At 68.4% G+C, this 12,373-nt stretch carries 12 protein-coding genes; 6 read left to right on the forward strand and 6 right to left on the reverse strand.

Annotation, left to right across the window (positions count from 1 at the left end; all coding sequences use genetic code 11):
- Window positions 1–34: 34 nt before the first annotated feature.
- Window positions 35–889 (forward strand): HAD family hydrolase, encoded by an 855-nt coding sequence (locus tag ACQR3U_RS09760; RefSeq protein WP_372477572.1) that lies wholly within the window; start codon window positions 35–37, stop codon window positions 887–889.
- Between the two features lie 448 nt (window positions 890–1,337).
- Here the strand turns inward: ACQR3U_RS09760 and ACQR3U_RS09765 are convergent, their stop codons facing one another.
- Window positions 1,338–2,087 (reverse strand): hypothetical protein, encoded by a 750-nt coding sequence (locus ACQR3U_RS09765; protein WP_033097956.1) that lies wholly within the window; start codon window positions 2,085–2,087, stop codon window positions 1,338–1,340.
- 198 nt (window positions 2,088–2,285) lie between these two features.
- On the opposite strand from ACQR3U_RS09765, the gene acs reads away from it, so the two are divergent.
- The gene (gene acs, locus ACQR3U_RS09770) at window positions 2,286–4,217 is read left to right on the forward strand and encodes an acetate--CoA ligase (protein ID WP_006552416.1); all 1,932 of its coding nucleotides are present in this window, start codon (window positions 2,286–2,288) and stop codon (window positions 4,215–4,217) included.
- 60 nt (window positions 4,218–4,277) lie between these two features.
- Here the strand turns inward: acs and ACQR3U_RS09775 are convergent, their stop codons facing one another.
- On the reverse strand, window positions 4,278–5,648 hold the full coding sequence (locus ACQR3U_RS09775) for an MFS transporter (protein ID WP_006552417.1): 1,371 nt from the start codon (window positions 5,646–5,648) through the stop codon (window positions 4,278–4,280).
- Between the two features lie 200 nt (window positions 5,649–5,848).
- Here ACQR3U_RS09775 and nhaA point away from each other — a divergent pair, with 200 nt between their 5' ends.
- From nhaA to ACQR3U_RS09790, 3 genes are read left to right on the forward strand one after another with little or no spacing between them, the layout of a single operon-like run.
- Window positions 5,849–7,075, forward strand: coding sequence for a Na+/H+ antiporter NhaA (gene nhaA / locus ACQR3U_RS09780; RefSeq protein ID WP_230810431.1), 1,227 nt, complete (start codon window positions 5,849–5,851; stop codon window positions 7,073–7,075).
- On the forward strand, window positions 7,075–7,590 hold the full coding sequence (locus ACQR3U_RS09785) for a phage holin family protein (RefSeq protein WP_006552419.1): 516 nt from the start codon (window positions 7,075–7,077) through the stop codon (window positions 7,588–7,590). Before nhaA ends, ACQR3U_RS09785 begins: the two co-directional genes overlap by 1 nt.
- A gap of 16 nt (window positions 7,591–7,606) precedes the next feature.
- Window positions 7,607–8,542, forward strand: coding sequence for an alpha/beta fold hydrolase (locus ACQR3U_RS09790; protein ID WP_230810432.1), 936 nt, complete (start codon window positions 7,607–7,609; stop codon window positions 8,540–8,542).
- Between the two features lie 27 nt (window positions 8,543–8,569).
- On the opposite strand, the gene ACQR3U_RS09795 is transcribed toward ACQR3U_RS09790, so the two are convergent.
- The 4 genes from ACQR3U_RS09795 to nth are packed head-to-tail and all read right to left on the reverse strand — an operon-like array spanning window position 8,570 to window position 11,919.
- Window positions 8,570–9,757, reverse strand: coding sequence for a MarP family serine protease (locus ACQR3U_RS09795; protein ID WP_230810433.1), 1,188 nt, complete (start codon window positions 9,755–9,757; stop codon window positions 8,570–8,572).
- Complete coding sequence (locus ACQR3U_RS09800; RefSeq protein WP_006552422.1) at window positions 9,754–10,452, reverse strand: NUDIX hydrolase; 699 nt, start codon at window positions 10,450–10,452, stop codon at window positions 9,754–9,756. The genes ACQR3U_RS09795 and ACQR3U_RS09800 overlap by 4 nt, the downstream gene beginning before the upstream one ends.
- Window positions 10,449–11,120: a TlpA family protein disulfide reductase gene (locus ACQR3U_RS09805; RefSeq protein WP_039586637.1), complete on the reverse strand. Its 672-nt coding sequence runs from the start codon at window positions 11,118–11,120 to the stop codon at window positions 10,449–10,451. Before ACQR3U_RS09805 ends, ACQR3U_RS09800 begins: the two co-directional genes overlap by 4 nt.
- 4 nt (window positions 11,121–11,124) lie before the next feature.
- Window positions 11,125–11,919 carry an endonuclease III gene (gene nth, locus ACQR3U_RS09810; RefSeq protein ID WP_230810434.1) on the reverse strand — a complete coding sequence of 265 codons (795 nt, stop codon included), beginning with the start codon at window positions 11,917–11,919 and terminating at the stop codon, window positions 11,125–11,127.
- Window positions 11,920–11,991: 72 nt separating this feature from the next.
- Between nth and ACQR3U_RS09815 the strand changes: the two genes are divergently transcribed.
- Entirely contained in the window at window positions 11,992–12,264 is a 273-nt protein-coding gene (locus ACQR3U_RS09815; RefSeq protein WP_033097906.1) for a hypothetical protein, read from the forward strand.
- Window positions 12,265–12,373 lie beyond the last annotated feature (109 nt).

The following is a 12,373-nucleotide window of genomic DNA, read 5'->3' on the forward strand; positions in this document are numbered from 1 at the left end:
ACTTCAAACACCGGCGCGGCGCGCCCCTATTGTGGTGGTCGTGACCGATACGTCCGTGAATCCGTCCCGACCGGCCCCGTCGACGGGGGGCTCACCGGACTCGGCTCGCATCGCAGCGTTCTTCGATCTCGACAAGACCGTCATCGCCAAGTCGAGCGTGCTGGCGTTCACCCGGCCGTTCTTCGAGGAGGGTCTCCTCAGCCGCCGGGCCGTGCTGCAGAGCACCTACGCCCAGCTCCTCTACCTGTTGTCGGCGGCCGATCAGGCCCGGGTGGACCGGATGCGAGAACACATCGCGCACATGTGCAAAGGATGGGATGTCGAGCAGGTCGGATCGATCGTCGAGAAGACCCTGCAGGACGTCGTGACACCGCTCGTCTACGCGGAGGCGAAGGATCTGATCGCCGATCACCGGGCCCGCGGTCACGACGTGATCATCGTGTCCGCATCCGGCCAGGAAGTGGTGACTCCGATCGCCCGGACACTCGGTGCCTCCCACAGCACGGGGAGCCGGATGCGGATCGTCGACGGCCGCTACGCCGGCGAGCTCGAGTTCTACTGCTTCGGGGAGGCGAAGGCGGTCGCGATCCGCGAGCTCGCCGAGCAGTACGGTTACGATCTCTCCCGCAGCTACGCGTACTCCGATTCGGCCACCGACCTGCCGATGTTGCTGGAGGTCGGCAATCCGCGCGCGGTCAACCCCGACCGCCCGCTGCGCCGGGAAGCAAACGAAAACGGTTGGCCTGTTCTCACTTTCGTCCGGCCCGTACCGCTCGGACGTCGTGCCCGTCCGTCGCCGCGCGCCCTGGCGACGCTCGCCGCGACCCTCGGAGCGACCGCACTGATACTGGGTGCCACCCGCCGACTGGCCAAGCGCCGGATGCGTTGACACTCAGGGTCACTCGCCGCGAAATCGAGAACAAACATTGCCGTCGGGGGCTTGCCGACATCTCACGGACGGGGTAGAAAGGAGTTACGGAAGGACGGAAGGCCAAGACCGAATCGGAAGAGAAGATTCGATCTCCCGACTGTTCTTCCCAGCACGGACACCGAGTACCCACGCGAAGCCGATGCCACTATAAGGGCACGAGTGTTGTGGGCCTGCGAGTTCCGGATTTTCGAAGACGAGTACCCCGCACCCGTTGCGAGGACGAATCGACGATACCCGGATCATCGCCGAGGCCGTTGAATCACAACCCATTTCAGCACGCATGGTAACTCGGACCGCCCGTGCTAGCGGGTGGCGGAATCGATCTCGATCGATATGCCACCCGCTTTCGCGTGCAGGGGGTTTCGCGTACAGGCCGCGATTCGGCCGGCGAAGCCCCGCCCGGCACTCAGCCGGCGAACGCCTCGGCGATCGAACCGGCCTCACGAGCCCCGGCCTCGAGCGACCCACAGCAGAAGAGCACCCAGCCGCCGACGCCCTCCACGGTTCCCGCCCCGAATCCGGCGACCCCGTCGCGGTAGGCCTGCAACCGGCGCATCCAGTGGACCTCCGGTACGCCCAGATTGCGCGTATCGAGTCCGGACGCGACGCACACGAGCCGGGACGCGGCCCGCGCCACGATGCCGTCGGCGACCCCGAAGGGCTTCAGGACGGACAGTTCACCGTGCACGACCGCAGCGAGAACGGGCGCCGGGGCGTTCGTCCCCCCGGTGACGAGTTGCGCGAGCCCGTCGAGACGCTCGGCGACCCCCGGCTCCGTCCGCGGACGACCCAGCTCCTCGGCGTCCTCCACGAGATCCGCGGCAGCGAGAAGGTGCAGGCGGGCCAGTGCCTGAAGCGGGGCACGTCGCCACGTCGCGACCATGTTGTCGAGCGCGTCGCCGTCGAGCGACTGCGCGACCCGCAGCGCTCCGGCCAGGATCGGATCGCCACTCTCCCCCGGCTGCGGAAGTTCCATCGACCCGCCGTCGATCGACGCCGAGGCGCGGGCGGCCCGCACCGATGCCTCCGCGGCGGTGTTCGCCCAACCACGCCGATTGGTTCGATGACGATGCACCTCCGCGAGCGCGTCGCGGGCACGGTCGGCGGCGTCGCGTACGCCCGGAAGGTCGACGAGAGGCTGAAGAGGGTCGGTCACGCCGACGACGGTACCGGCGCGCACGCGGTGGACGGACGAGAGGTTCACCGGTCGTGCCCGAATGCCGTTCGTCGCGCGAATTCGACCGATGAGCGAAAGTGACGGGGTTGCATATCGATGCAACGGTGCGGCGCCGGTCACAGATGATTACGCTCACAAGAGCCCGAATGGAACCATCCCGGAAAGAGGCCCCGCACCATGACGAGCGCAGCCCAGGAGCACGAATCGAAGGCGTACCCGCCGAGCCCGGAGTTCACCGCCACGGCCAACGCCGGTCCGGAACTGCAGGCCGCGGCCGACGCCGATCGGCTCGGATTCTGGGACGAACAGGCGAAACGACTCGACTGGGCGGAGCCCTGGACGGAAGTGCTCGACTGGTCGAACGCTCCGTTCGCGAAGTGGTTCGTCGGCGGCAAGCTCAACGTCGCCTACAACTGCGTCGACCGGCACGTCGAGGCCGGTAACGGCGATCGGGTCGCCATCCACTTCGAGGGCGAGCCCGGCGACAGCCGGTCGCTGACCTACAACGACCTCCTCGCCGAGGTCTCCCGCGCCGCGAACACCTTCACCGAGCTCGGCCTGGTCGCCGGCGATCGCGTCGCGATCTACATGCCGATGATCCCCGAGGCCATCGTCACCATGCTCGCGTGCGCGCGCCTCGGCCTGACCCACTCGGTGGTGTTCGGCGGCTTCTCGTCGTCGGCGCTGCGCTCGCGCATCGACGACGCGCAGGCCAAGCTGCTCGTCACCGTGGACGGGCAGTGGCGGCGCGGCCAGGCCGCGCCGCTCAAGAACGCCGCCGACGAGGCCGTCGCCGACGCAAAGTCGATCGAGCACGTGCTGGTCGTCGCGCGCACCGGCATCGACGTCGAATGGACCGAAGGGCGAGACCTGTGGTGGCACGAGACCGTCGAGAAGGCCTCCCCCGAGCACGAAGCGCAGCCGTTCGACTCCGAGCACCCGCTGTTCATCCTGTACACCTCGGGCACCACGGGTAAGCCCAAGGGCATCATCCACAGCTCGGGTGGCTACCTGACGCAGGCGTCGTACACCCACCACTACGTCTTCGACCACAAGCCGGGCAAGGACGTCTACTGGTGCACCGCCGACATCGGCTGGGTCACCGGCCACAGCTACATCGTCTACGGCCCGCTGAGCAACGGTGTCACCCAGGTCGTCTACGAGGGCACCCCCAACTCTCCGAACGAGCACCGGCACTTCGAGATCATCGAGAAGTACGGGGTGTCGATCTACTACACCGCCCCGACGCTGATCCGCACGTTCATGAAGTGGGGTCGCGAGATCCCCGACGCCCACGACCTGTCGTCGATCCGTCTGCTCGGCAGCGTCGGCGAGCCGATCAACCCGGAGGCGTGGCGCTGGTACCGCGAGGTCATCGGCGCGGATTCGGCCCCGATCGTCGACACCTGGTGGCAGACCGAGACCGGCGCGATCATGATCTCGCCGCTGCCCGGCATCACGGCCACCAAGCCCGGCTCGGCGATGGCGCCGCTGCCCGGTATCTCGGCGAAGATCGTCGACGACGAGGCCACCCCGCTCGGCGCGGGCGGTAACGGCTACCTGGTGCTCGATCAGCCGTGGCCGGCGATGCTGCGCGGCATCTGGGGCGACGAGCAGCGTTACCGCGAGACCTACTGGTCGCGCTACGCCGAGCAGGGCTGGTACTTCGCCGGCGACGGTGCGCGTTACGACGACGACGGAGCGCTGTGGGTGCTCGGCCGCGTCGACGATGTCATGAACGTCTCCGGTCACCGCATCTCCACCTCGGAGGTCGAGTCGGCGCTCGTGTCGCACCCGTCCATCGCCGAGGCCGCGGTCGTCGGCGCGGCGGACGAGACCACCGGTCAGGGCATCGTCGCGTTCGTGATCCTGCGCGAGCACGTCGAGAACACCGGCGACACGCTCATCAAGGAACTGCGCGATCACGTCGCGGTGGAGATCTCCCCGATCGCCAAGCCCCGTCAGATCACCGTTGTGCCGGAACTGCCGAAGACCCGGTCGGGCAAGATCATGCGCCGCCTGCTGCGCGACGTCGCCGAGGGCCGCGAGCTCGGCGACACCTCGACGCTCGTCGATCCGGCCGTCTTCGACGCGATCCGCGGCAAGTAGCCGAACGACGAAGGCCCCTTCCGGATCGGATCCGGAAGGGGCCTTTCGCGGTCGGTACGACTACACCTCGTCGAGCGACCGGTCGCGGGTCTCCTTGACGACGAGCAGCGCGACGAAGGTCGTCGCCGCGGCGATCAGCAGGTAGATGCCCACCCAGCCGACGCCGTAGCTCGTGGCCAGCCACGTCGCGATGAAGGGGGCCACCGCGGCACCGAGGATGCTCGACACGTTGTACGAGATTCCGGAACCCGTGTAGCGGACGTTGGTCGGGAACAGCTCGGGCAGGATCGCACTCTGCGGCCCGAAAGTCAGACCCATGAGCAGCATGCCGACGATGAGGAAGAACAGCATGCGTCCGGAGCTCATGCCGTCGCTCGACAGCAGGAACTGGAAGCACAGGCCGAACACCATGATCGCGCCCGTGACGACCAGCAGGGTCGAGCGGCGACCGTAGCGGTCGGCGAGCCACCCGGCGACGGGAACCGCCGCGGCGAAGAACAGCACCGCGACCAGCTGCAGCACGAGGAAGTCCGCGTACTGGAAACCGGCACCGTGGCCACCTTCCTCGGGGGTCTTGCCCGTTCCGAAGCTCAAAACCCAGGTGGTCATGATGTAGAAGAGCGTGTACGTCGCGAGCATGACGAAGGTGCCGATAATCAGCTCACGCCAGCTGTTCTTGAACACCTCGGCGAGAGGCGTCTTGACCTTCTTGCCCTCGGCGACGGCCTTGGCGAAGACCGGCGTCTCTTCGAGCTTGAGCCGCACGTACAGCCCGATGATCACCATGATCGCGCTGAGCAGGAACGGAATGCGCCAGCCCCATTCGAGGAAGGCGCTCGACAGGTCGGGGTCGCCGTTGTCGTGGCCGAGCGCCAGCGTGATGATCAGGAACAGGCCGTTGGCGCCGATGAAGCCGATGGGTGCGCCGAGCTGCGGCCACATCGCCGCCCAGGCGCGCTTGCCGGGTTCGGCCGTCTCGGTGGCGAGCAGCGCCGCACCCGACCACTCCCCACCGAGACCCAGGCCCTGGCAGAAGCGCATGAGCGCCAGCAACGCCGGTGCGATGAGCCCGGCCTGGTGATAGGTCGGCAGCAGGCCGATGAGGAAGGTCGCGATGCCCATCGTCAGGAGCGAGCCGACGAGCGTGACCTTGCGGCCGATGCGGTCGCCGAAGTGCCCGAAGACGACGGATCCGACCGGGCGGGCGACGAAAGCGATACCGAAGGTCGCGAGGGAGGCGAGCAGCGCGGTCGTGCTGTTGCCCTGCGGGAAGAACAGGTGCGGGAAGACCGAGACGGCGGCTGTCGCATAGATGTAGAAGTCGTAGAACTCGATGGACGTGCCGACCATGCTGGCGACGACGATGCGCCGGCGCGGAACGCCTGCGACGAGCGAGGAACCCCCGTCCTCGACTCCGACCGATGTGCTCACTGAACCATCCCCACTACCCCACTCACATTCTGAGACCAGATCCCACTTACTAGGAAAGTGAACACCCGAGTTTCCGCCCACCGCAAATCGGACACCCCTACGGACGCCCTCCGTCCGGCGTTAGACTCTTCCCCGGTGTGCCGGGAAGTCTGGTCGGCGACGGTTCGCCCGTGCCCGTATCCGCCCAGCGAAAGACGCCCGTGTCCGACACCTCCTCACCCACCTGGACCGCACCTCTGGGTCGCTTCCTCCGCACCGAGACGGTCGGCGGTTCACTGCTGCTCATCGCCGCAGCGATAGCGCTGATCTGGGTCAACTCCCCCTTCGGCGACTCCTATCTCGCTCTGCGGGACTTCGAGATCGGCCCGGAGTTCCTGCACCTGCACCTCTCGGTCGGCGACTGGGCCAAGGACGGCCTGCTCGCCGTCTTCTTCTTCGTCGCGGGCCTCGAACTCAAGCGCGAACTCGTCACAGGCGAACTCGCCGATCGCAGGAAGGCGATCCTGCCCGTGATCGCCGCATGCGGCGGCGTGATCCTTCCTGCCGTCATCGCAGCCGTCGTGGGCTGGGGTGCGCCGGGAATGGACCGGGGTTGGGCGATCCCCGTCGCGACCGACATCGCCTTCGCTCTCGGCGTGCTCGCCCTCACCGGTTCGCGCATCCCCACCAGCGCCCGGGTGTTCCTGTTGAGCCTGGCGGTCGTCGACGACCTCATCGGCATCGCGCTCATCGCGATCCTGTTCACCTCGGGACTCGCCGTCGCGTGGCTGCTCGCCACAGTGGCCGCAGCGGCGGCGTACTGGTTCGCGCAGCAGAAGCGCATCACCACGCCGTGGTTGTATGTGCCGCTCGCACTGTTCACCTGGTACGCCATGCACAACGCAGGCATCCACGCGACCGTCGCCGGGGTCCTCCTCGGCCTGTTCACCCGTGTCCGCACCGATCCCGGGGAGGACTACGCACCCGCCGAGCGGCTGGTCCACCACATCCAACCGTGGTCCGCCGGTCTGTGCGTCCCGCTGTTCGCCCTGTTCGCATCCGGTGTACCCATCGGTGCGGAGATGCTCGGCCAGGTGTTCACCGATCCTGTCGGCCAGTCCGTCGTCCTCGGACTGCTCCTCGGCAAGACCGTCGGGATCTTCGGCGCCACCTGGATCTCGATCCGGCTCGGTCTCGCCACCCGCCCGACCGGGCTGATGTGGGGAGACGTGCTCGCGCTCGCCGTGATCGGCGGCATCGGGTTCACGGTGAGCCTGCTCATCGCCGAACTTTCGCTCGGCGACATCCACGGTGGCGAGCCCGCCGAGATCGCCAAGGCCGCCGTGCTGGTGACATCATTGATCGCCTCTGTCCTCGGGTCGGCGCTACTGTTACGGCGTGGGCGCGCCCACCGCCAACGGAACGAACCAACCGAAGGGGTCGAGTAGTGAGCGTGACGAACGCGAATCGTCCGGAGAACGGAGTCCCGTCGAGCATTTCGGGCATCCCGTTGACGAAGGTGGACGCTCCGACACCCCGCGATGCCAGTGTGGGCGAACTGGTACGCGACGCAGCGACACAGCTGTCCACACTGTTCCGCGCCGAAGTCCAGCTCGCCAAGGCCGAGGTGACCGGCGAGGTCAAGAAGGGCGTGCAGGGCAGCCTGTTCTTCATCCTCGCGCTCGCCGTGCTGACCTTCAGTTCGTTCTTCTTCTTCTTCTTTCTCGCCGAACTCCTCGATGTCTGGGTGGCGCGCTGGCTCGCCTTCCTCATCGTCTTCCTGATCATGCTGGTGGTGACGGGCCTGCTGGCCCTGATCGGCTATATGCGGGTCCGGAAGCTGCGCGCACCGAACAAGACCATCGACTCGCTCAAGCAGACCGCGTCGATCCTCCCGAGCAGCCAGGACGGACACGATGCGGACGGCCCGCGCCACGCCGCGCCGCGCCGCGTCACCCGCTGACGAACCGGAACAGCCAGTGCCCGTCCCCGACCCGTCCACGGTCCGGTATCCCGGACCGTGGACGCATCGAGACATTCACGCCAACGGCATCCGCTTCCATGCCGTCGAAGCCGGTCCGCACGACCCGGACACACCTCTCGTGGTGTTCGTGCACGGCTTCGCCGACCTGTGGTGGTCGTGGCGTCACCAGCTCACCGCCTTCGCCGATCTCGGCTACCGGGCGGTCGCGGTGGACCTGCGTGGTTACGGCGACACGGACAAGCCGCCCCGCGGATACGACGGCTGGACGCTCTCGAACGACATCGCGGGACTGATCCGCGCGCTCGGGCACACCGAGGCGGTCCTCGTGGGCCATGCCGACGGGGGCCTCGTGTGCTGGGCGACCGCGGTGATCCATCCGCATGTCGTGCGGGCCATCGCGGTCGTCGACTCCCCGCACCCCATCTCGCTGCGCGACGCGACCCTGCGCGACCGCGCGCAACGCAAGGCTCTGGTGCCGACCTTCCTCGCCTACCAGCTGCCGTGGCGTCCCGAACGGAAGCTGGTTCGCGACAATGGCCTGGAGATCGAACGGCTGATGCGTGTGCGGTGCGGCCCGGACTGGCGACGCACCGACGAGTTCGCCGATGTCGTCGACCGGCTGCGCACCGCGATCCGCATCCCGGGCACGGCGCACCTGACCCTCGAATACCAGCGCTGGGCGTTCCGCAGCCAGTGGCGTCCCGACGGTCGCCGCTTCATGAAGGCCTTGGACGTCGAGCTCACCCTGCCGATCCTGCAGCTGCACGGCGCGCTGGATCCCTACGTGCTCGCCGCGACCCTCCGACGCTGCGTGCGGCACGCCCCCGGACGGATCCTGAAATTCGTCGACGGGGCCGGCCACTACGCCCATCAGGAGAAGCCCGAAGCGGTGACGGCACTGCTCGCCGACTTCGTCCGCGGACTCGACTGATCTGCCCGTCCGCCGGACGGGCAGACGTCAGACGATGCAGGCGCCGGTCGCAACCGGCTGATTCACCCCGGCCATCTCCAGCTGCCGGCTCACCTCTGCACCGGTGAGAACGAAACCGGTGTCGGTGTTGTCGACCGCCGCGCCGAAGACCATGCCGAGGACATCGCCGGACGGATCGACCAGCGGACCCCCCGAGTTGCCCTGCCGGATCGTGCCGCGCACCGTGTACACCTCGCGTTCGACGGTGCCGCCGCGGTAGATGTCCGGGCCCTGCAGGTCGAGCGTCTCGCGGATCCGCGCCGCGCTCGCCGTGTACGGACCGCCGCCCGGGTAGCCGAGCACGATCGCGTCGTCACCCGACTCCGCCGGCTCCGGGGCGAAATCCAGCGGCTGCGCGGTCAGTCCCGGCACCGCGAGGATCGCGACGTCCACCTCCGGATCGAACAGCACGACGGTCGCTTCGAGCGGGCCGCCGTCCGTATCGACGGTCACCGCTGCGGTTCCGGCCACGACGTGCGCGTTCGTCATCACCCGTTCGGGGGCCACGACGAAACCGGATCCTTCCAGTGCCTTCCGACAGCTGGGTGCGACACCGTTGATGCGCAGCACGCTCGTCTGCAGCCGGGCCGGGACCGATCCTTCGAGGAGACCGCCGTCGGGTGCCTCCACCTCGGCGATCGGGGTACGCCCGAACGGCCCGATCACCTCGGGCAGACCCGAGGTGTCGAGCAACGCCGAGAACTCGTTGGGGATCGCACGCATCCAGTCGGGGGCGACGTCGTCGACGGTCCCGAGCACCTGGGATCCCCGCACGGCTGCGGAGACGGCGGGCTGGGTCGTGGCGGTCAGCGGGATGGCGAGCAGCCACGCGGCGACGAGCACCGCGACCGATTGCAGACCGGCACCGACGACGCTGTCGACCGCCCGCGCACCCGGACTGTGGATGCCGCTGCGCGCGGCACGTCCGAGCACCATGCCGGCCACCTCGCCGATCACCACCAGCACCACGATCAGAGCGATGCCGGCGAGGATGCGCATGCGCGCATCGTCGATGTGCACGAGCACGTGCGGGGCGATGAGGATGCCCGCGACCGCACCGAGCAGCACACCCAGGAAGGCCAGCGCCGAGGCGACGGCGCCCTGCCGGAGCCCGGAGGACGCGGCGATCAGGACGATCACCACGATGATCAGATCGATCCAGCCCGATCCGGTCATGATTCGACCACCCCCGTCTCCAGTTCGGCGAGTACGACGTCGAGATCACGGACGTCGTGGTGATCCCACTCGATCTCCCACCCCGATACCGCGAACAGACCCGCGAGCACACCCGCGGTGAAACCCCAGACCAGCATCCCGTCCACCTGGAAGGCCGGGCCCTGATAGCCCAGACGGTGCCGGACCTGGAAACGGTTGTCGGGGTCGAGCAACTCGTGCAGCGACACCCGGACCACGCGGGTCGCCTCCTTCGGATCGACCACTCCGACCGGGCTCGGGGTCTCCCAGTAGGCGACCACGGGAGTCACGTCGAAGCCGGAAGGCGGGATGAACAGTTCGGGGAGCACGGCGAGCGGCCGGATCCCGGACGGATCCAGGCCGGTCTCCTCCTCCGCTTCACGAAGTGCGGTGTGGATGGCGCCGTAGTCCTCGGGGTCGGCGGCGCCTCCGGGAAAGGCCACCTGCCCGCTGTGCTGCCGCAGCGTCGCGGCGCGCTGGGTGAGCAGGACGTCGGCGTCGGCGGGAAGTCCGCCGCGGGCCATCGGATCGGCCTCCGGCGACCCGCCGAACAACACCAGCACCGAGGCCTGCCGCACCCGCGCGTCGCGCGGGGCGCGACGGTTCAGGATCGGGTTGAGACCGTGCGGGTCGGTCGGCGACACCGAGGCGACACGCCGGAGCCATTCGGGGATCATGCGGCCACCCCCAGATGCTCCTCGACGACCGAGGCGACCTCGTCGGCCGACCGGAACGGGATGGGGAGCACGGCGGCGACCGACCCGTCGGCGCGGAGCAGCACCGTCACGGGAAGGACGGCGGGCGCGCCGACCGCGGCCTGTACGCGACCCGAGCCGTCCTGCACACCCGGCAGGTGCACGTCGTAGTCGGCGAGCCGGCCGAGGGCGTTCGACTCGTTCGGGTCGGTGTGGACGGTGACGACGGTGACCTCCTCGCCCACCCGGGCGGCGTAGTCCTGGAGGACCGGCAGTTCCTCGGCGCAGGGAGCGCACCACCAGGCCCACAGGTTCACCACGGCGGGCCTTCCGGCGAGGGCGGCCGCGAGGTCGACGGAGGATCCGTCGCTCACGCACTCGAAGACCAGACCGGCGAGCGGACCGGCGGGAGCAGGCGTGGACCCGCCCGGCTGCGGGCACGGATCGAGTGCGGCGGTCTCCCGCAGCGGAGCGAGGGCCTGCGCGCCGTCCTGGGGCCGGCGGTCCACGGGTGCGGTCGAGGGTGCGGCCGGTCCCGGGCCGGTGGCCGGCGGAGGGTCGCTGCGGTCGCGCGGCCAGATGGCGACGATCAATGCGATGACGACGACGAGAGCTGCCAGGCTCCAGCGGCCTGCTGTGGAAGGACGCACTCCGTCACCGCCCGGCCAGCTCGAGCAGGTGCTCGGTCTCCGGTCCCTTCACCAGCGTGGCCGCGGTCTGCGGATCGGTGGGCCCGGTCCCGTAGGAAGGGCAGTCCTTCGCGAGGACACACACCCCGCATGCCGGCTTGCGTGCGTGGCACACGCGCCGACCGTGGAAGATCACGCGATGGGACAGCAGCGTCCATTCCTTGCGCTCGATGAGCACACCCACCGCGTGCTCGATCTTGACCGGGTCGGTCTCGTCGGTCCATTCCCAGCGACGCACGAGCCGCTGGAAGTGGGTGTCGACCGTGATACCCGGCACATCGAAGGCGTTACCGAGGATGACGTTGGCGGTCTTGCGGCCGATGCCGGGCAGCGCGACGAGATCCTTCAGCCGGGCCGGAACCTCGCCGTCGTGCCGCTCGAGCAGGGCCTGGCCGAGACCGATGAGCGAGTTGGCCTTGTTGCGGTAGAAGCCGGTCGAGCGGATGTACTCCTCGAGCTCGGCGCGGTCCGCCTCCGCGTACGCGCGGGCGTCGGGATACCGGGCGAACAGAGCGGGGGTCACCTGGTTGACCCGCACATCCGTGCACTGCGCCGACAGGATCGTGGCGACGGCGAGCTCGAGCGGATTCGTGAAGTCCAGTTCGCAGTAGACGTGCGGAAAAGCCTCGGCGAGGCGCCGGTTCATCCGTCGCGCGCGACGGACGAGGGCCAGTCGCGACTCCGGTCCGCGAGCCTTTCCGTTCGCTCGGCGCGGGGCAGTCTCGGGGCTCTCGGACTGGGAGGCATGCACCTGATCCACTCTACGTAAACACTCTCCCCAGGATCCGGCCCCGTGTCTCTTCCGAGACCTTGCGGGTGTTTACTTCCGGGTATGCAAGCTCTTGCTGTGGTCCTCTTCCCGGTGCTGCTCATGTTGTTCGCACTGTCCATGGAACGTGTCGAAGCGCGCTTGAGCCGGTTGTCCGTCCGTGAGCAGGAAGTGGAAGAGTTCCTCGACAAAGCGGACCAGGCCGATGTCGCGGCACTCGCTCGTGAAGGTTTCCCCGGGGCTTTGGCCCGCTTCCAGCGTCGCCGCCGCCGCGGACCGAGCACCGACGGAGCGGACGATTCGGACGGTCATCTGCGCGCGCGCCGCGCCAGCTGAACGACTACTTGCCGGTAGCCTCGAGGTACCGATGATCGGGTTCGTCGATCGTTTCCGTGGTATCGGTCACTCACTCGTGCAGCGCGCACGATAGACTGGGCGCTCGTAC

Origin of the sequence: Rhodococcus sp. IEGM1339, from assembly GCF_050321925.1 — a bacterium.
GTDB lineage: Bacteria > Actinomycetota > Actinomycetes > Mycobacteriales > Mycobacteriaceae > Rhodococcus > Rhodococcus pyridinivorans.

Coding starts and splice junctions, on each gene's coding strand:
- acs (WP_006552416.1), top strand. CDS start 2,286: ATGACGAGCGCAGCCCAGGAGCACGAATCGAAGGCGTACCCGCCGAGC.
- ACQR3U_RS09795 (WP_230810433.1), bottom strand. CDS start 9,757: ATGACCGGATCGGGCTGGATCGATCTGATCATCGTGGTGATCGTCCTG.
- ACQR3U_RS09800 (WP_006552422.1), bottom strand. CDS start 10,452: ATGATCCCCGAATGGCTCCGGCGTGTCGCCTCGGTGTCGCCGACCGAC.
- ACQR3U_RS09815 (WP_033097906.1), top strand. CDS start 11,992: ATGCAAGCTCTTGCTGTGGTCCTCTTCCCGGTGCTGCTCATGTTGTTC.